This window comes from Metasolibacillus meyeri, assembly GCF_003049505.1.
Lineage (GTDB): Bacteria > Bacillota > Bacilli > Bacillales_A > Planococcaceae > Metasolibacillus > Metasolibacillus meyeri.
In genome coordinates this window covers 1-19252 of record NZ_PYWN01000083.1, presented here as the reverse complement: position 1 = coordinate 19252, position 19252 = coordinate 1, and the positions used below count along the sequence as shown (strand labels likewise).

The 19252-nt window shown below is 31.3% G+C and carries 19 protein-coding genes; all 19 read right to left on the bottom strand.

Features of this window, described 5'->3' with window-relative positions:
• Nucleotides 1–112 precede the first annotated feature (112 nt).
• Entirely contained in the window at nt 113–1420 is a 1308-nt protein-coding gene (locus C9J34_RS12625) for a hypothetical protein (RefSeq protein ID WP_107840294.1), read from the bottom strand.
• Complete coding sequence (locus C9J34_RS12620) at nt 1417–1794, bottom strand: NIF family HAD-type phosphatase (RefSeq protein ID WP_107840292.1); 378 nt, start codon at nt 1792–1794, stop codon at nt 1417–1419. The genes C9J34_RS12625 and C9J34_RS12620 overlap by 4 nt, the downstream gene beginning before the upstream one ends.
• Nucleotides 1787–2371, bottom strand: coding sequence for an SIS domain-containing protein (locus C9J34_RS12615; protein ID WP_107840290.1), 585 nt, complete (start codon nt 2369–2371; stop codon nt 1787–1789). Before C9J34_RS12615 ends, C9J34_RS12620 begins: the two co-directional genes overlap by 8 nt.
• Nucleotides 2368–3870, bottom strand: coding sequence for a sugar phosphate nucleotidyltransferase (locus C9J34_RS12610; protein WP_107840288.1), 1503 nt, complete (start codon nt 3868–3870; stop codon nt 2368–2370). Before C9J34_RS12610 ends, C9J34_RS12615 begins: the two co-directional genes overlap by 4 nt.
• Nucleotides 3867–4394 (bottom strand): hypothetical protein, encoded by a 528-nt coding sequence (locus C9J34_RS12605; RefSeq protein WP_107840286.1) that lies wholly within the window; start codon nt 4392–4394, stop codon nt 3867–3869. Before C9J34_RS12605 ends, C9J34_RS12610 begins: the two co-directional genes overlap by 4 nt.
• Before the next feature lie 19 nt (nt 4395–4413).
• The gene (locus C9J34_RS12600; RefSeq protein WP_107840284.1) at nt 4414–5481 is read right to left on the bottom strand and encodes a glycosyltransferase; all 1068 of its coding nucleotides are present in this window, start codon (nt 5479–5481) and stop codon (nt 4414–4416) included.
• 47 nt (nt 5482–5528) lie between these two features.
• On the bottom strand, nt 5529–6626 hold the full coding sequence (locus tag C9J34_RS12595; protein WP_193768996.1) for a glycosyltransferase family 2 protein: 1098 nt from the start codon (nt 6624–6626) through the stop codon (nt 5529–5531).
• Entirely contained in the window at nt 6619–7566 is a 948-nt protein-coding gene (gene fcl, locus C9J34_RS12590; protein WP_107840279.1) for a GDP-L-fucose synthase, read from the bottom strand. The genes C9J34_RS12595 and fcl overlap by 8 nt, the downstream gene beginning before the upstream one ends.
• 83 nt (nt 7567–7649) lie before the next feature.
• A complete protein-coding gene (locus C9J34_RS12585) occupies nt 7650–8999 on the bottom strand; it encodes a sugar phosphate nucleotidyltransferase (RefSeq protein WP_107840277.1) in 1350 nt (449 codons plus the stop codon).
• 85 nt (nt 9000–9084) lie between these two features.
• A complete protein-coding gene (gmd, locus tag C9J34_RS12580; protein WP_107840275.1) occupies nt 9085–10092 on the bottom strand; it encodes a GDP-mannose 4,6-dehydratase in 1008 nt (335 codons plus the stop codon).
• Nucleotides 10093–11283 carry a glycosyltransferase family 4 protein gene (locus C9J34_RS12575; RefSeq protein ID WP_107840273.1) on the bottom strand — a complete coding sequence of 397 codons (1191 nt, stop codon included), beginning with the start codon at nt 11281–11283 and terminating at the stop codon, nt 10093–10095.
• The gene (locus C9J34_RS12570) at nt 11267–12112 is read right to left on the bottom strand and encodes an NAD-dependent epimerase/dehydratase family protein (protein WP_107840271.1); all 846 of its coding nucleotides are present in this window, start codon (nt 12110–12112) and stop codon (nt 11267–11269) included. Before C9J34_RS12570 ends, C9J34_RS12575 begins: the two co-directional genes overlap by 17 nt.
• A 1071-nt stretch (nt 12113–13183) precedes the next feature.
• Nucleotides 13184–14125 carry an acyltransferase gene (locus C9J34_RS22635; RefSeq protein WP_107840268.1) on the bottom strand — a complete coding sequence of 314 codons (942 nt, stop codon included), beginning with the start codon at nt 14123–14125 and terminating at the stop codon, nt 13184–13186.
• Nucleotides 14126–15589, bottom strand: coding sequence for a capsular polysaccharide export protein, LipB/KpsS family (locus tag C9J34_RS12555; RefSeq protein WP_107840266.1), 1464 nt, complete (start codon nt 15587–15589; stop codon nt 14126–14128).
• 41 nt (nt 15590–15630) lie between these two features.
• Complete coding sequence (locus tag C9J34_RS12550; protein ID WP_107840264.1) at nt 15631–16323, bottom strand: acylneuraminate cytidylyltransferase family protein; 693 nt, start codon at nt 16321–16323, stop codon at nt 15631–15633.
• The gene (locus C9J34_RS12545; protein ID WP_420799129.1) at nt 16320–17375 is read right to left on the bottom strand and encodes a nucleotidyltransferase family protein; all 1056 of its coding nucleotides are present in this window, start codon (nt 17373–17375) and stop codon (nt 16320–16322) included. The genes C9J34_RS12550 and C9J34_RS12545 overlap by 4 nt, the downstream gene beginning before the upstream one ends.
• Before the next feature lie 44 nt (nt 17376–17419).
• Nucleotides 17420–18094 (bottom strand): class I SAM-dependent methyltransferase, encoded by a 675-nt coding sequence (locus C9J34_RS12540; protein WP_107840262.1) that lies wholly within the window; start codon nt 18092–18094, stop codon nt 17420–17422.
• A gap of 11 nt (nt 18095–18105) precedes the next feature.
• Complete coding sequence (locus tag C9J34_RS12535) at nt 18106–18768, bottom strand: class I SAM-dependent methyltransferase (protein WP_107840260.1); 663 nt, start codon at nt 18766–18768, stop codon at nt 18106–18108.
• A gap of 11 nt (nt 18769–18779) precedes the next feature.
• On the bottom strand, nt 18780–19252 hold a 473-nt coding region (locus C9J34_RS12530), incomplete at its 5' end, for a hypothetical protein (protein WP_238600644.1).

The window sequence follows — 19252 nt, the reverse complement described above, 5'->3', positions numbered from 1 at the left end:
TTGAATACTTCCTTAACTCATACTTGTGCTACTTTTTTGTATACAGTCATTTAAAACAGTACTATTACCTTTATTAAAAGTAATAAGCTTGTCTAAATGATGTCTGCCGTATTCAGTAATCACTGACTTCCTCAACACACTTCAACACCTCTTGCAATAGTTCCTCTAGATACGTATAGGTATTAGTAATTTGATACAAATTCTCCTGCTCGTACAATGCATCCTCCATACCAAACAAAACACGTAATGTTGAGAAGCCTTTCATATGATTAGGATAAATAATAATTTTTCGACACTTACTAGTAGCAATAATTTCACTAAAGCCACTACGATAACAAATGATCGTTCCGGCAAATTCGCTAACTGCCACAGCCTCATGAAATTCGTAAAAAATCCGCTCAGACCCTTGAATGGGATCCTCTTCAGGTGTGCCGCAGTTTGTAAACACTTTTAAACCTAGCATTTTCAAAGAGGCAACAAGCTCCTCCCAAAAATTAGCTTTAATTAATGGAATACTGTTAGCATATGGAGCAATAATTACAGACTTACCTTTAACTACACCATACTGCTCACAAATTTGCACTAAACGCTCTTCACTAATTGATACATTAGGAAGCTCTGGCTGTATCTCCTTACTCAATCCAAGCAAGCCATGTTTAATCTCTTCAACAAATGTTAGTCCTCTATATCCATCAAGATAATGATAGATTTCTTGATAGTTATGATATGGATTCAACACCCTTATTTTCTCTGGATAAAAATTTGCTAGCGCTACTAGTGCATCATTTTCCTCCACACTAATTAACTTGATATTAGCAACATCGAACATTCCAGCAGTTAATTCACAGGATTTTCCCACTACTGTAAAAACATAGTTTGCGCCATTATACTTTTCTTTTATGTACTGATTTAAATATGAACAAATAATATAAATATCCCCATTTGGTTTTACTGGTGACATCATAATCAAATCTGTATGGAATTCGTATTTTAAACGTTCATACACTTCTATTCCCTGTTCAACAAGGTACATATATTTGTTAAATGTCTCATCAGATAAATTAAAATCACTATTGCGATTTAAATCTACTACTTCAAATATATGAATATTTTCACTATACCCCAGTGCCTCTAGCTGTCGTTTCATCTCTTCGTAGTATCTAGAAGCGATTAAAATGACCGTTTTTTCATAAAAGGGTATTAGTTCCTTTTCGGGCTTTCTTACTTCAATTTCAAGAAAATAACTACCATCCAGTAGTTGATTATTATCTAGTACTTTATCGACATAAATATCACGTGCCAATAAATCATTAATAATAATAGAGCCAGAAGCATTTGCACCAAAAACGATTATTTTTTTATTAGTTAAAAACTGATTTGCAACTAAGCGGTCAATATATGCGGCTACTTTTTGTTTCATAAATCCTCATCCACCTCATATTTTAATGGCTTAAAGCAATCTCTAGCTTGATTAATACTATATGCTGTCTTCAATCCTGAAGGCTTTATATCATTAAATAAAATCCGTTCACCATGAGGAGCATCAAATATAATATGATCATAATGAATTTGATGTTTAGCTAGAAAAGATAATGTCTGTTCCTTATAACGTGATGTGCGGGCAGTAACAATAACCACCATATCTCGTTCGCATAATTGCTCAAAAAATTCAGATACGCCTTCCAGTAAGGTATCCTCTCCATCAATTTTATACCCATTGTGCTTTACTAATGTGCCATCTAAATCAAAAATCCACGTTTTCCCTAGTGATGATAACTTTAATTGCTCATACATTTTTCAAAGTTTCTCCAATAAATCCGCCTGGATGATTTCGTTTAAAGTCAGCTAATTGTAAATTTAACTTTTCTGCAATTTGCATTGCTAAAGCCTGTAATACAATTAAATTTAATGTCGTTGAGTTATTCGGCATAATATTCCACATGTCACCTTCATGATTTAATGTAAGCACAATGTTTTTTGGTATTTCTCTAGTTAAAGTACTATCTGTATTAAAGGTAAGTAGCCATAAATTCGCTTCACGTTCTTTTAAAAGTTGCGTTAAATAAATGGACTCAACTGTTTCTCCACTCTTCGTTAAAATAATCACTAAATCATCTTTTTTAACAACCCCCATATCTCCATGAACAGCTGAATTCGTATTTAAAAAATAAGCAGCCAATCCTAAAGACAACATAGAACCTACAAATTTATCGCAGATAGGTACATTTTTCCCTAACCCAGAAACAACAATCTTTCCTCCATTTTGTAAAGTGGAGATACTTTCATTCAAAAGTTGATTAAATGCTTGCTCATCTAAACTCTTTATTGAATAGTTAATTTCCTGTAAAAGTAACTCGAAATAGGCATTCATAGTATTTCCTCCAAATAATATAGACCTAAATAAAATGCTCCACAAATAGAGTCATAATCTTCCCATGCATATGTTGTCAACGATAACCAAATAATCGAATGCAATAACTTAATTTTTTCCTCATTAACTTCCTCTTTTAAAAGCTCAAAAAAGTATTCTTCTAAAGATTCCCACTGATTAGAATTTACCACTATTTCAACTTTTTCTGCATCAATTGTCAAATCAAATCTCTTTAAATTAAATTGATCATAATTTCCAGTAATAGAATAATAAAGTTTAGCCCAATCATAATCTACATCTCCAAATAACGGAACATGTCCAAAATAACCTCGTGGATCAATAAGTACGGGCTGTAACGTATCTGTAATCATCATATTTGAAAATGTACAATCACCATGCAATAAAACAAAACGATGCATTTCTAAAGACTTAATCTTCTCCTCTAGCTCATTTTTATAGAAAAATATATTTCGACATTTTCGATTATTCACTGTAATAAATCGCTCATTCGCAAATGGGACTAAATCTCTTATTTTATTTAAACGATCCATCGTTTTATCGAAATAAGCCTCTTTCACACTAAAATAATCTGTCTCGATTTGATTGATTGTATGCAGCTGCTTTAACATTTCAACAATTGATTGTAAAGCTGTTTTTTTATCTTCAAGACTTAAATCACTACACTCATAAATATTGCGTCCTTGAATTCTTTCCATTTCAAATGGCTCATAACTATAAATTTTCGGAATCTGATTAAAATCGCTATGCTCTCGTACATATTTGTACCAAGCCAATTCCTTCGCCGCAATTTCTTCCCCCTGCTTAGTAATCGCCTTTTTTATAATCGTCTTTTCTTTTACAATAAGTTGATTAAATGGGCGGCATTTTTGCGGTTCTAGCTTTTCATATTCAGATAATAGACCATATTCTTTCGATTTGTACATTGGTAACACTTGAAACTGTAAATTTTGCCGCTGTAACCACCGTACAAACTCACCTTGCTCTGGTATATTTCCCAACAGTTCTTTGTTTTCAAACAAAAATAAACCTGCAACACCATATTCATAGGACGGCTCTTCCTCAAATTGACCATTCTCATACTTCCAACGACATCTAAAATCTTTTGATAACCCTATGTATCTACCTGCATCAGGAATCTGTAACTCCTCAGATAAAATTAAGTCTGACCATGTTAATAAAAACGGTGTATTCTCTGGAAGTAAATGAAGTGCATCCTTTATTCCTGATAATGTTCCCTCTTTTCCAGTAGAACGGACCAACAAATACTGTACATCAGCAAATGCTTTTAAATATTCATTTAATACATCATAATGATAATCACCAATAATAATATATTTTTTATTCGGAAATTTTTTAAATAAATGAAATAGCATCGGTAAATTATTTATAGGCACTAAACATTTTGGTTTATTTTTTGTTAAATGCTCAAGACGAGTACCTTTTCCACCAGCTTGGACAATGATATATTCACAAGTCACAATTTCTCACCCTTCCTTGTTACATTAAAAAACTCCGCTAACTCTGGGTCATCACCTTCATATGTAATTAAAGGAACACGCTGAAACTCTCGATTCTGCAATATTCCTACACTAATAAATTCCTCAATATCAATGATTCCTTGTTCTACTAAATTATACGCTGAACGACCATTTGGCTGTGTTGGGGATAGTATGATTAGCTTATCAGTGAACATGTATAAATTGTAAAATGATAGGATTGTATTCATTGCTTCCTCATCAATTATTTTAACAGCAGTGTTAATACCAAAATACTTTTCACATTTCGTTATTATTTGTTCAGTAGTAATTATGAGGGGTGCTAAATTATCTTTTCTCATAAAATCAGACAAATATAATAATGAATAATACAACATCTCATCATTAGTATTTGGTAGTAAAAATAGATAGTCATTGTCATTTATATTAAATTCTTTTATTAAATTTCTCCATTCATCTTTTCCTCTATTAGCTTGTTCCATAATTTCTCTAAAACCTCTGTTCATTCATTCAACCTCAAGCTTTCTAGAATTTAGGCACTATAATTTTTTCTTTGCTAAAAGTGTTCTCTAGTAGAAAATGAAAGATTTCAACTAATTGTGCACTACCTATTATAATTTGATCATACTCATGAGGGTTATTTTTTAAATATTCTATACTCATAAGCTTTGTTTTATAAAAGTCTTTTGGTTCCCCCTCAAAATTACTATTTGAAAATCCAGATATTTTATAACCTCCATTAGTCAAAATATCATATACCACTTTACCTAGCTCACCGTTTCCATAAATAATATATTTTTTATTTTTATTTAAGGTAGTATATATACTTTCAATAAACACTTGAGCAAATGTTTCAGATTCATTAATTTTTGAAATCGAAGATTGTCCATTTTCTTCTCTGTACTCATTCATTCTCTTTAATGTAGTCGCGTTATATGAAAATGCTATAGAAGGATTAGAGTACCATCCATTTTCACCATGGACTCTATAACATCCTAAAGGTTCATCAATAGAAATCATGTCAGCAAATATATAACTAAATATCCTTATATAAATGTCTGCACAAATTTTATAATCACCTTCTGGTACAGGGAAAACATTATCTAAAACAAACTTTTTAAACGACATTGCAGAAGTTGGGATGATGCCCATAAACCCATAATTCTCAGTTAGTTTCCTTTGTTTTAATCTCCCTTCTTCTAAAAATGTAAATTTATATTGATTGTTGACTAGTAAATTATGCTGTACACTATCATAAGTAATATGATAGTTTCGAATTACTTCTAATTTATTAGGATACCAATAATCATCTGCATCTAAAAAAGCTATAATATCTCCTATGGCATTCTCAAATCCCGTATTAAATCCTGATGCTTGCCCGCCATTTTCCTTATAGATTACTTTTACTTTATTTTTTATATCCTGTATATTTTCTTCAATTATTTTTTGGGAACCATCAGTAGATCCATCATCAACAATAATTAATTCCCAATTTTCATATGTTTGATTTTTAACTGACTGAATAGCCTTATCTATATACATTTCGTAATTATAATTTGTTATAATAACTGAAATCAAATAGTTTTCACACATTTTTATCCTCACCTTCTATTTACAATCAATTTGAATATGACTATTATTTATAATAATTCATACCAGATATTCACTAAATCCACTTTTCCTTTTATCTGTTCTTTTACCATATTTGCAGTTTCTTCCCTTTCTATAGAGATAATAATAGCAGAGATATCTTTTCTTCTAATGTTTTGAGTAGATATAATGGGTTTGCCATGTAGCTTTTTGTTTTGCATTTTTATATCATTATCTATAAAACAAACAACCTCTACCCCCATTTTTTTTAGCATATTATATAAATAAGTAGCATTTACTTTAGTTCCAAATATAGCCACTTTTTGAACTCTTAAAAAGCTATTTTTCTCCTCAAAGTAACTATCATCGGTAATTGAAATTTCTAACCATCTTTTGTAATATTGATTTATTTGGTAAGTATCAAAATTTAATAACATATTTTTCAAATAGTCTGGAATACATGAAAAATGTTTAAAACGAATAAGTGCATGCTCAGTATGCATTTTTCTTTCATGGGACAGCGCGTTACTAATCCCTCCTAACCTAAACAATGCAATCTCTATTGGCACATAGTCAATTCTCTCGCCATATTTTTGGAAACATTTGATAGTAAAGTCAATATCAGCTAAAATCTTATAATTTATATCAAAGAAACCAAACTCCTCAAATAATTTTCTATGAGCAAATACTGATTGATGTGGACACATTTTTCCGGCTTCAAAATCTTTATATATTAATGGCTCGCCTCGATAATGCCAGTGACCAGTAAATTCATCAAACGCTTTTACATCACCATGTAACATTAAAGTATTTGGCTTTTCATACAAATGATTCGCTACTTCCTGCACAATCGATTCAGTTGAGAAATAATCATCTGCATTCATAAAATTTATAAAATCGCCGGTACTAACTTTTATACCTTTATTAAAAGCATCATAAATCCCTTCATCTGACTCAGAAATAATAATATCAATTTGCTCCTCATACTTCTTAACAATCTGCATCGTCCCATCAGTAGAAGCCCCATCCACAATAATATACTCAATATTATCGTAAGTTTGATTAATCACACTTTGAATTGTTTGCTCAATTGTCTTCTCTGCATTATAGCAAGCTGTAATAATACTAATTTTTGGTCCATTACTCATGCTCATTCACATTTTCAAGATACCACTTATACGTATCTTGAACCCCTTCCTTTAGTTCAATCTTATGATGCCAGCCTAGCTCATGAAGTTTCGTTACATCTGTGAGCTTTCTTGGCGTGCCATCTGGTTTAGTACTATCAAACCGAAGCTCCCCATCAAAGCCAATAATTTCGCATATTGTTTCTGCTAGTTCACGAATTGTTAGCTCTTTACCTGTACCGATGTTGACAAATTCCCCTATTTGTTCAAATGTGCAATTTTCCATTAAGTACACACAGGCAGATGCCATATCATCAACATGTAAAAATTCCCTTAAAGGTGTTCCACTTCCCCAAATAGTTACAGCTTCTTCTTTATTTATTTTTGCTTTATGTATTTTTCTCATCAATGCAGGTAATACATGAGATGTTTCTAAATTAAAATTATCATTTGGTCCGTATAAGTTAGTTGGCATTACGCTAATGAATTCTGTACCATATTGTTTATTGTAACTAGAGCACATTTTAATACCTGCGATTTTCGCCAATGCATATGGCTCATTTGTAGACTCTAATTCACCTGTTAATAAATAATTTTCCTTTAAAGGCTGTGGAGCCATTTTAGGGTAGATACATGTACTTCCTAAAAACACTAATTTCTTTGTACCGAATTCCTTTGCTGCTTCAATAACATTTGATTGAATCATTAAATTATCATATAAAAACTGCGCTGGATAAGTAGCGTTTGCCAATATTCCTCCTACTTTAGCAGCAGCTAAAAATATATAATCAGGCTTCTCTTGCTCAAAAAGCTGGATGACAGACACTTGGTTGCGTAAATCAAGTTCGTGGCTAGTGCGATAGATAATGTTATTGTACCCTTTTTCTTGTAAATGACGGATAATCGCAGAACCTACCAATCCTCTATGCCCTGCTACATATATTTTAGATTGTTTCTCCATGCCAACACCTTTTCTCCTATTATCTCTGTTTTATTATCGGTTAAAAAGAAAAGAACTGAATATTTTCAGCTCTTTCTCTATCATTATTTAATTATATCATTCCATTCATATGTTAACCTGACGATATCATCTTCTACTAATGATTCACCCATCTGTACTTCAATAATTTCTGTATCTTTTATAGCCATTAAAGCATGCTTTGCCTCGATTGGAATTTTTAATACATCTCCTGGGCGAACAATTTGCAGATCCTCATTCAAAATAAACTTAGCTTCTCCTGAGATTACCGTCCATACTTCTGAACGCTGATGATGGAATTGATAGCTTAAGTTTTTTCCCGCTTCAATAAACAGCCGTTTTGTTAGTATCTCTCGATCTGCAGTCTTTGTAAAGTCTATTACGCGATACCAGCCCCAACGACGTTCCTCATACATTGGTCGAGAAAATAACCCTTCATGAAGCATGTCCTTCATTTTAGAGCTTGAAGGCTTGTCAGACACTAAAATACCATCAGCACTTACAGAAATCACTGCATTTGAAATACCAAGCACTTTAACTGGTAAATCAAGCTCATTAATAATATGTGTATTCTGACAGTCATCACTCATCCCACCATTACCAATGACTTGCTGTGACATTTCCTCTGTCAATGTATTCCAAGTCCCTAAGTCTTTCCAATATCCATCATATGTAATTGCTCTAATATCCTTTAAGTGCTCAACTACTTCATAATCAAAGCTATTTTTTGGCAAGTAATTAAACTGATTTTGCAATACATCAAAATCTAAAGGCATATGAAGCTGCGCTAATTTCTCTGCAATTAAGCTCACAGGAAATGCAAATACGCCACTATTCCAATAAGCAGCTACATCTATTAACTTTTGCGCCTCTTCCTCACTAGGTTTTTCTTTAAAGCTTTCAACAATCATTTGTTCTTCATGCCAAGCTTTTGGTATTAAATAGCCATACTTTGAAGAATTATAAGTTGGTTTAATACCCAATAAACCTAGTTGTATGTTACGCTCTTGCACTAATTTTTCTAATTGCACAACTTTTTGATAAAAGGCTATATCTACAAAAGCATCCACCGATACTACTCCAACCACTTCTGACTCAGATACACCCATTTTTGAGTGAAGGTAGCTAGTAGCGAGCGCAATTGCAGGAAATGTATCTCGACGTTCTGGTTCAATCACCACAGGTATATCCCCAACTTGCTTGCGAATCATATCAATTTGTACCCTATTAGAAGCAATAATAATATCTTCATGATTTACAACTTGTAGTAACTGACGATATACGCGCTGTAGCATTGATTCTAACTCACCAGTTTCCTCATTTCTTAACACCTGTAAAAACTGCTTTGCTCGTGAATCATTTGATAGAGGCCATAAACGTGTACCTGAGCCACCTGATAGTAGGATAATTTTCATATTATGCTCCTTTAATTACATCTTTATAAAGATAACATAAATGCAGTTCAACATTAAAAAATGTTAAAACTGCATCTATATTCATTTATTTTTGTAAATCTGTCTGCACCATCATTTTCACTAATTCATCAAAGCTAGTTCTAGGCTTCCAACCAAGCTTTTCTTTTGCTTTTGCTGGATTTCCTAAAAGTAAATCAACCTCTGTAGGACGGAAGTATTGTGGGTCAACGGCTACAATGACTTTACCGGTCGCTTTATCAATACCTTTTTCTTCGATACCTTCTCCTCGCCACTCAATAGCAATATCTGCCTCTGCAAAAGCTCTTTCAACAAACTCACGAACAGTTCTCGTTTGTCCTGTCGCAATAACAAAATCGTCTGACTTGTCCTGCTGTAAAATAAGCCACATTGCTTCAACATAATCGCCAGCAAAACCCCAATCTCGCTTTGCATCTAAATTGCCTAAGTATAAACACTCTTGCTTACCTTTTTTAATGGCAGCAACACTTAAAGTAATTTTACGTGTAACAAATGTTTCACCACGCAATGGAGATTCATGGTTAAATAAAATTCCATTACACGCAAAAATATTGTAAGCCTCACGATAATTTACCGTAATCCAATAAGCATATATCTTCGCAGCAGCATATGGGCTTCTAGGATAGAATGGCGTTGTCTCTGATTGAGGTGTTTCTTGAACTTTGCCATATAATTCACTGGTAGAAGCCTGATAAATACGCGTTTTATCTTCAAGCCCTAAAATACGAATTGCTTCAAGCAAGCGAAGAGTCCCTATACCATCAGCATTTGCTGTATACTCTGGTGTATCGAAGGAAACCTTCACATGACTCATTGCAGCTAAGTTATACACTTCATCAGGACGAATTTCAGACATTAAGCGAATTAAATTTGCTGAATCGGTCATATCACCATAATGCAAATGAATTTTATCTAAATATTGTTCAATACGATCATAGCGCTCGATTGAGGATCGACGTACTAAACCATGTACTTCATAACCCTTTTCTAATAGAAATTTCGTTAAATAGGCACCGTCTTGACCTGTTATACCTGTAATAAATGCTTTTCTCATTTATATCATTTCCTTATTCTTATAATATAAATATGTATCTAAAATAATCTGTGAAAAATTTAATGCGAAGATTTTAACATTTTCTTCTGCCTGCTTCAAAGCTTTAGCTTCTTTAATTGTCGAATCAAATATATCTTTTTTCATATAAACTTCTTTCATTTTTTCTGCAAGATTTGTTGCATTTTTCGGTTCGAAAAAAAGACTTTCTTCTGTTTTTTGTTCCCTATGAATAGGAATATCTGATAAGATTACTATTTTCCCTAATGCCCTACTATCTTCTAAGACAGTACCCCATCCTTCAAATAAAGAAGGCTGAATAACAGCTATACTTTTTCTTAACAGATATATTTGCTCTTTCCTCGGAATGAACCCCAACACCTTTATATTTGTGTGTAAATTATTATTTGCAATATATTCTGTTAATACTTTAAAATGCTCCGGTGCTCTATAGTCCTCAATAGCTCCCGTTAAAACACAAGTAACCTCTAATCCCTCTTCTTTTAATTTTTGGACTGCCTGAAATAAAGTAAGATGATCTTTATGTTTCCATAATTGATTACTACATATAAAATAGGGTTTACTAATTTCATAGTTACTTAGTATCATTTCATTCTCTTCATACCAATCTCCTGGTGGAATTAAATAAAAAGACATCACTTTATTTAAGGTGCTGTTTTCAGGATAAAATTTATTATAATCTGTTAAAGCGTCTTGACTACTAAAAATAACTACCCCTTGATGTTTAGCTATTTTTTCAAAAAATTGATCTCTAAGCTTAATTTCATCTTTTGAAAACATATATGGCAAGTGCTTATGCTGAAAATCTGGAATCCAAGATATACTTACTCTATTCTCCAAAATATCAGAGAGTACTGGATAATAAACATCTGTAATTTTTGCTAACTGATCATAGTTTTCGCATTGAGTATATTTATAAGGTATATCTAATCTTGCTGTTCCCACATAAATTAACCCATCAAACAATCCAAACATATATTCATGTAAACTTAAATCGGCTAGCTGCCTATCTCTAAAAACTAAGTAGATTTTTGGTTTTTGATTTTTAGAGAGTAAACTTAATGCGTTGGCTAAATAATAGATGTAAGTTATTCCTCCCATCCATTTTTCACTTCCAATTATAGGTATAGCAACTTTTAAATCGCTTATTCCTTTATCATTTATACCATTCATGATAATATTTCAAACCTTCCTGTATAGTAATTTTTTGTTCAAATCCTATTTTTTTTAGGTTATTTATATTAACATGCCAATTTATAGGATCCCCTATACGAGCATCACCTTGAAACACAATAGGTTTATCACTTTGCATTTCCTGTTTGATTAAGTTTGCTATATCTTTAATGCTAATTGATTCACCGCTCGCTACATTTAAAATTCCATGGATATTTTTTTCAATGATTAGTTCTATAATATTACATAAATCATATACATGAATAAAATCTCTTGTTTCTTGCCCTGTACCAAATAAATAAACTACATCCATGCTTTTATCAGAAAATTTCTCGAAAATATCATAAATAACTTGTTTTGTCATACCTTGCCCATAAACCGAAAAGATACGCAAAACTGAAGTAGGAACTTGAAATACTTCATTATACTGTTTGATTAAATACTCCGAACACACTTTACTATAACCATAAGGAGAAATTGGACTTACTGCACTCTCCTCAGTAATTGGGTCATCTATAGGATTACCATAAACAGCAGCACTCGATAAATAAATAAAATGCGTTTTAGGTGAATGGAGACGAAGTGCCTCTAAAATATTTTTTGTTGTTAAAACATTTTTTTCAAAATCTTCACTTGGTTTCTCAAATGACATTGCTACAGATGAGGCTCCTGCACAATGAACAACAACTTCCGGGTGGAATTTTTTAATAAAATTTTCAATTTCTTGATAATCTAATAATTCAATTCTCTTTTCATATATTTCATGTTGATTTTGTAATTGCTTATAAAGCTCTCCACCAATATACCCTTCTCGACCTGTGATTAGCATTTTCAATTTTCCTATTTCACCACACTTAATTTATAGAAGTTCCATCGATTTTGTTTTTAGATTATAAACTTCTAAACTTTTAATTTCTTTCACTCTATCGTACCCTGATAAATAATTCAAATTACTATTTAAATCTCTAGATTCTCTGATTTTTGAGTATACATTATACTTTTCTATCTCTTGGGGTCTTGAAGTATTGATTACACCTGCTCTAACAAAAGGGTGTTTGTTCCAACTTGGCTTGCTCCTACAAAGAGATGTCCTTTTTTCTTAGCTGAGGGAACCATTACCTTCAAATTTGCACCATAATATAAATTTGAATATTGTGAATGTGTGCAATAAAAACCTTCTCTATATCAAATAGTTATATCCTGTGACCTCGTGTTCCTCAAATAATTGATTGATATTCTCTTTTGTAATAAAGCTATTTACTGCTTTTAAATTATATTTATAATAAATTTCATCATTTTTTATTGTATTGATATGCTCTAGACCCATATCAATAATTAGAGCATCCCAATTATTGTTCATTAAGAAAAATCTTATAAGTTGATTCCCTTTAATCCTCTACTCTAAATTCAATGAAAATTTTATTAGAAATTTCAATTTTATAAATACGGAATGATTCCATCCTCGCCCCATCGAGGTTGCACTTTAAATTTAAATTCATGTAAATATTTGTAATAATCTTTCAGATTATCATTTTCGATTAAAAGTTTAGCACTTAAATACTCTATAACGTAATCATTGAATTTATCTATTTTTATTTATATTTAAGTGATTATTCAGGTAAGTATAGACTTTTGTATTGGTAACTTCAACTAATCCCATTCTTTCTAATTGTTCTTTAATGATTTTTGAATATATTCCAGAAATAATAACTATCCCCTTTATCCTCTTCTTTTAATTTAGTAGAACCATATATCATTTCCCCTAAAAACAATTTCCCTACTTTTTCGTGATTGTTATCCAAGAAATAATTATAGTTATCACTATTTTCTACTAAAATTTTTGCTAAGTTTACCGTACCAAATATTATTTTTTCAAGAAAGTCTGTCCTTTTTCTTATAATTATATACTTCTGCCTTTACCAACTAAAACAGGGTCTATACCTTTATATATATCTTTTTGATATAAATGGTTTTTATATTCTTCTCTACTTGGAAATTTTGTTGTTTCTCTAATTTCTAAGATTTTATTGATTTTTTCAATACTATCTGTTCTTTCCCATGTTGAATTTTGTGGGTTATACATCTTGATAATTTTAGCCGGATTACCTACGACAATACTAAATGGCGGAATATCTTTTTTGACCACTGTATTAGCACCAATGACACTTCCTCTTCCAATACGTATCCCCCCTGTAACAACTACATTTATCCCTATCCATACGTTTTCTTCAATTATTAACTCACCTAAGTTTTTAGTTGTTTGATACATAATAGGTATATTAATATTTTCATATGTATGATCTGCATTAGATATATACACATTAGGTGCGAGTAAACAAAAATCCCCTATTTCTAAATAACTAGCTCCATTTATTAATGCATTTTTACCAATTAAGCACTTTTCTCCTATCTTAATTTGACATTTGTTATCTCTAACACTATCATTAATCCATGTATTATCTGCTATTATGGTTCCTTTACCTATACTTATATCCTTCATTCCTATTAATTGAACGCCGTTACCAAACTTAACATCTTGATAAATAATACTTAAGTATTCAGGAAATATCTCAATAAATCTCTCATATTCGATAAATTCCAATTCATAATTAAATCCTGCAGCTATTAATTGTTTGCTAATTTCCTCAAAATAAGTACTGGCTATAACAATAAAGATATTATCTTTATTTTCATTTAACAATTTGTCGAATGAATACACACGTTTCCCTCTAAATTCAGTGTCAAAATTATAGTTATCTACATAATAAATAATATCTTTAATAACGCTCGTAACATACGCACTATATTGTCCTGTACCAAAAACAACGATATTTCTATGCACTTATAGCACCCCTTGTTCTAATTTATTTTTTAAGAACAGCCACTCTAGGCTCTCCGAATTTTCAATAGCATTCAATAAAATTTCTACATTCTCACTTCTTATTACTTCTTTAAAGTTATCCAGTAAATAAGCGAAGTTACTAGGTTGAGGCGTAAATTGTGTTTCTAAAAAGCCTAAAACTTGTGAAAAATAATAATACTCTAACGCTTCATTTTTATCTTGAACGTCCATTTTACATTCTTGTGAAAAATACAAAATCTTGTTCAGATACTCTCGTTTATCTAAAGTCGATTCTACAAAATTACTGTTTTTATAATAAACATCTGTGCACAGAATTGACTTTTTACCAAGAATTCCAGCTTCAATCCCTAAAGTAGATGTATATGGTAAAACTAAATCTGTCTTCTCTAATATGCTATATGTATTTATTTTTTTATCATGTTTAAATATCAATACTCTTCCATTAGAGATAAACTTAGCAAAATTAAATTCTATTTCTTTTATCAAATTTGTATTATTGTAAAATTGATCAGATGAAGGGTGATCCCTTATGATAATTTGATAACTTGTATTATGCAATAAGAAATATATAGTTTCAAATAACCATTCTTTTATATTAAGAAATCCACAATTTATTCCAACTGCTGCTGCATCATTAAAAAGATTTAACGGAAACAATACGTTTCTTTTATCAATTTCCATATGATATACATTTTCTTTTTGATAACCGAAAACGTCATTTCCTTTCCGTCTTAATTTAAGCAGCTCTTCTGCTTGCTCAATGATTTTCTTCGAAAAAATCTCTGAATTTGGATATTTTTTTAATTTTATGTAAGCCTCTTCGACACCCTTTTTATGAGAAGCAATACTATTGATTCCCAATAATAGGCAACTATCTCCTGAATCATAAGTAATATATTCTGTATCAAAAGATTCACAGATGTCACTAATAATTTTTGTATTTTTATATACACCACCTGGCACAATCACCTTATCAAAGGGTGTTTTTGCAAATAATTCAGAATAAGCACTGTAACTTTTTTGAAGATAACCTGCAGCATATTGATATTCTGAATTAGAGTATTGTCTATTTATCAATTGTTCATTAAAATTTATATATTTACTTATGTCATGCTCACTTATATTAAATTTGGTAAAATTACTTAATAACATTTTTTTATAAGGCTCTTCAATTTTATTATAAACCTCGTAAAGAACTTCATTTTGATATCTATCTCCAAAAAACATAAAATCATCAAAAATAAATACTATTTTATGTTTTTTTTCGTTTAATAATTGTCCTAATATTAGACTATAAAAAGGTACATCTGTATTCAACCATGCTGTAATAACAATTCCAATTACTTGTCCTTCGTTATTTAACTTCGTTTCACTTCTGCTTTGTGATGTTTGTAAAATTAGGTTGACTACTTTTTTAGCATTATCTTCAAATTTCTTTAACAATATTGAAACCCCTTCTCCAATTATTACCCTTCAATCATAAACTACCGATTTTTCTTCATTAATAGTTGCTCACAAATGAGGAAATCTACTTCATTATCAATATCCAAAGACCTTTCAATTGGCATAATATATAATTTGGTTTTTTTTCCGATAAAGGATTTCTCCTTTAAAAGTTGACTTACTTTATTTACATAAACTGCACCATTTAATGTATAAGTTTTAGGTAAATCTTGCCTCGTTGAAATTTTACTTTCTGCTTCAAATAAAGGTTGAAGAAACTCTTCTTCATTCATCTTGTACATCCAATATGGGGAACTATGAGACTCTGCTACTGTTACTCCTGAATCACTATTTGTATTTAGTACCATTTCTATACAACCATCAATATCAGCTATATTACGTAAAGGAGATGTTGGTTGGAGCAACACCACAAAATCAAATGAATCTGCTCCAAGTGTATTAATTGCATGTAATACAGGAGCAATGCCAGGAGTATCATCTTGTGCCAACTCCAAAGGTCGTATAAATGGTGTTTCACACCCATACGTTTTGGCAATTTTAATTATTTCATCATTCTCAGAACTTAAAATTAATCTATCAATATAATTTGATTTTTTCGCTTCTTCAATAGTCCATGCAAGTAAAGGCTTCCCAGCTATTTCTCTAATATTTTTTCTTGGAACTCCCTTTGAGCCACCACGAGCTGGAATAATCGCTAAAATTTTCGGCTTCATTCATAATACTCCTTGAACTCATTATTTGCACGATTAAAATCGTCAACTCTTCCAATATCCAACCAATGCTCATGGATGGGAAATACAGATGTTTTTTCCCCTCTTTTAATCAATTCTTCGAAAAGAGCTGGCATATCATAAAATTGATTATTAGGAATATAATCAAACACTTCTGGATTTAACACGTATATCCCTGCATTAATAAAACATCGTTTAACTGGTTTTTCCTTAATATCAACTAAATCCGTACCCACAGTTTCAATTACCCCATAAGGTATTTGATACTCGTACTCTATTACACACATCGTTGCCATAGTATTATGCTCTATATGAAATTGCATAAGCTGCTCAAAGTTAATTTGTGTTAGCAAATCGCCATTCATTACAAAAAACGGACTACTCGGTCTTTTTTTTAATAAAGAAAGAGCACCTGCTGTTCCCATTCGTATATTTTCTTCAATATATTCAATGGTTACATCAAAAGCTTCTCCTCTTCGAAAATACTCTTGAATAATTTCCTTTTTATAGTTGACCGAAAAAATAAAATTCGTATAACCATACTGTTTAAAGCTCTCAACAATAGTTTCTAAAATTGGCTTATTACCAATTTTCAACATAGGCTTCGGTATATCATTTGTTAAAGGACGAAGCCTAGTTCCTAATCCACCTAACATTAAAATAACCGTATTTTCATTTCTACACGTATCAAACTTATCCATAAATATAATGTCAATAATTTTATTATTTTCATCAACTACTGGAAGTTGTCTTAGTTGCTTAGAGCGCATGAGCTGTTTATACTCATGAATTTCTCTACCGTATACAGAGGTTGTGGGATTCTTATTCATAATAGATGTAATAGAAATTCCAAGTTCTTGTCCCTGTAATATCCCCCGGCGAATATCCCCATCTGTCACTGTACCCAGTAGGTATTCCTTTTCATCAATTACCACAGCAAACTGTAGTGTAGATTTATCAATCGCCCTCATCGCTTCTAATATTGTGAAATTCTCCTTTATAACTGCATCTTTCCAATTACTCAATAACCTCACCCACTCTAAAAATACTGTATTCATTAAGCTAGTTTCTCAATAAATCACAATTTTTCAGCTTTTACTATAAACATTTCTGAAAAATTATCACCATCTTCTAATGTCATTGTTTCAATTATAATATTCTCATAGCCAACTTCTTTAAGGATTTTTTCTAATTCACCCTTTGTATAAAAGTGATGTGTCCACCCTCCAGCAAAAGGACCTTTACTAATATTTTTAAAAGTATTAGATTCTATTTGTTCTCCTAAATTGTATCCTGTTGTATTAATAGAAAAGCTAGTCGATAATAATTTACCTTTTGATTTTAGAACTCGATATATTTCACTATACATTTTATAAATGTTCTCCAAAGTGTTTGCACAAATTGTTCCACTATCTATAACACAATCAAAAAACGAATCTTCATAACTTAAATCTGCTCCATCCATAATATCAATTTGAACATTAGTATTTTTTATATAAAACTCCTTTAATTTATTTATCGTTTTTTCAACTGCACTTTTTGAGCCATCAAATGCCCAAACTGAAAAGTTTTCTTTACACAAGTACCAAGTATGTGCTCCTGCACCACAGCCATAATCAAGAATTCTAATATCTTTTCTATTTTCATGTTGATAATAATTACGTGCTATAAACTTAATAACATTCTCGGTAGGATACTTCCCCCATGCATTACTTGAGTGAATTTCTTCCCATTTTTCATCAAAAGATTTCATACTAAATCCCCCTATTTTCTCACAATATAAATCCACTCTCTTACACTATCTTTTAAATTATTATAGGTTCGAGTATACATCTCATTTTCTAAGACTTCAAAATCCTCCAATAAATCCTCCATATCTTCCTGACTAGCAAATCGACATAACCCCTTACCTTCCATAGGTCCTTCATTTACTAACCATGAGTTATATCCTATGTTTTCTCCTGTTTTGTCTCCCCAACTCCCTTCTGCAAAATGCTTTGTAATTACAGTACCTCCTGTTTTTAACACTCTAAATATTTCCTTAAAAATTCTTTTTGCATCCTCATGGTTATTAGCAGAAACAGCCTCAATGTCTATGACTGCATCGAAAAAATCATCTTGGTAAGGAAGAGTGAGCATGTCACCTACTATGATTTCTCCTTTCCAATCATTCACTTCATTATCCAATCTATTCCTAGTCTTTAATACTCCTGTTGGAGAACCATCAATGGCATAAATTGCAAAACCCTCTCTTGCTATATACCAGACATTAGCTCCTTGCCCACACCCTACTTCTAATATTTTTATTTCTTGCCTATTTGGAGAGTTATAAAAATTTTTTGCTATAAATCGAATTAATTCTTCTGGTGGATACTTTCCCCATTCTCTCTCTAGAAAAATTTTTTCCCATATATTGTCCCATGCCATAAATATACTCCCTATCTATAAAATAAGATTCTATTGCTATTACTTATCTTTTCGTTTTTATATAAATTATTTTTCAGCTCTTCATATACAGAAAAATTATGAACCTTCTTCCCGATATAATAGTCTTTTTCAAAATTTGAGAATCCTTTTTTATACATAAATAAAGTATCTTCTATATTATCTGACATTCCTCCTCCTAAATATAAAGAATATATACCTGCCTTTTGTGCTTGATTAGCAAAATAATCAATGATTATACTTGTAGCACCACATTCCTTCCCTTCCTCGGTCGAGGCGGAAAGATGATATTCAACAATATTTGAATCCATGAAAAAAATACATGCTGCAATAACTTTTCCTTCTAAATTTATCGCACTAATCAAATTACAATTTTCATGAGAAAATAACTTATCAAAATAATATTCTGTAAAAAAATATTCTTGACTAGTATTTTTAGCCTTCATCAAATTCACATATATTTGTT

Excerpts from the sequence above, each read along its gene's own strand:
- C9J34_RS12625 (WP_107840294.1), bottom strand. The coding sequence starts at position 1,420 with ATGAAACAAAAAGTAGCCGCATATATTGACCGCTTAGTTGCAAATCAG.
- C9J34_RS12620 (WP_107840292.1), bottom strand. The coding sequence starts at position 1,794 with ATGTATGAGCAATTAAAGTTATCATCACTAGGGAAAACGTGGATTTTT.
- C9J34_RS12615 (WP_107840290.1), bottom strand. The coding sequence starts at position 2,371 with ATGAATGCCTATTTCGAGTTACTTTTACAGGAAATTAACTATTCAATA.
- C9J34_RS12605 (WP_107840286.1), bottom strand. The coding sequence starts at position 4,394 with ATGAACAGAGGTTTTAGAGAAATTATGGAACAAGCTAATAGAGGAAAA.
- C9J34_RS12600 (WP_107840284.1), bottom strand. The coding sequence starts at position 5,481 with ATGTGTGAAAACTATTTGATTTCAGTTATTATAACAAATTATAATTAC.
- C9J34_RS12595 (WP_193768996.1), bottom strand. The coding sequence starts at position 6,626 with ATGAGTAATGGACCAAAAATTAGTATTATTACAGCTTGCTATAATGCA.
- fcl (WP_107840279.1), bottom strand. The coding sequence starts at position 7,566 with ATGGAGAAACAATCTAAAATATATGTAGCAGGGCATAGAGGATTGGTA.
- C9J34_RS12585 (WP_107840277.1), bottom strand. The coding sequence starts at position 8,999 with ATGAAAATTATCCTACTATCAGGTGGCTCAGGTACACGTTTATGGCCT.
- gmd (WP_107840275.1), bottom strand. The coding sequence starts at position 10,092 with ATGAGAAAAGCATTTATTACAGGTATAACAGGTCAAGACGGTGCCTAT.
- C9J34_RS12575 (WP_107840273.1), bottom strand. The coding sequence starts at position 11,283 with ATGAATGGTATAAATGATAAAGGAATAAGCGATTTAAAAGTTGCTATA.
- C9J34_RS12570 (WP_107840271.1), bottom strand. The coding sequence starts at position 12,112 with ATGCTAATCACAGGTCGAGAAGGGTATATTGGTGGAGAGCTTTATAAG.
- C9J34_RS12550 (WP_107840264.1), bottom strand. The coding sequence starts at position 16,323 with ATGAAGCCGAAAATTTTAGCGATTATTCCAGCTCGTGGTGGCTCAAAG.
- C9J34_RS12540 (WP_107840262.1), bottom strand. The coding sequence starts at position 18,094 with ATGAAATCTTTTGATGAAAAATGGGAAGAAATTCACTCAAGTAATGCA.
- C9J34_RS12535 (WP_107840260.1), bottom strand. The coding sequence starts at position 18,768 with ATGGCATGGGACAATATATGGGAAAAAATTTTTCTAGAGAGAGAATGG.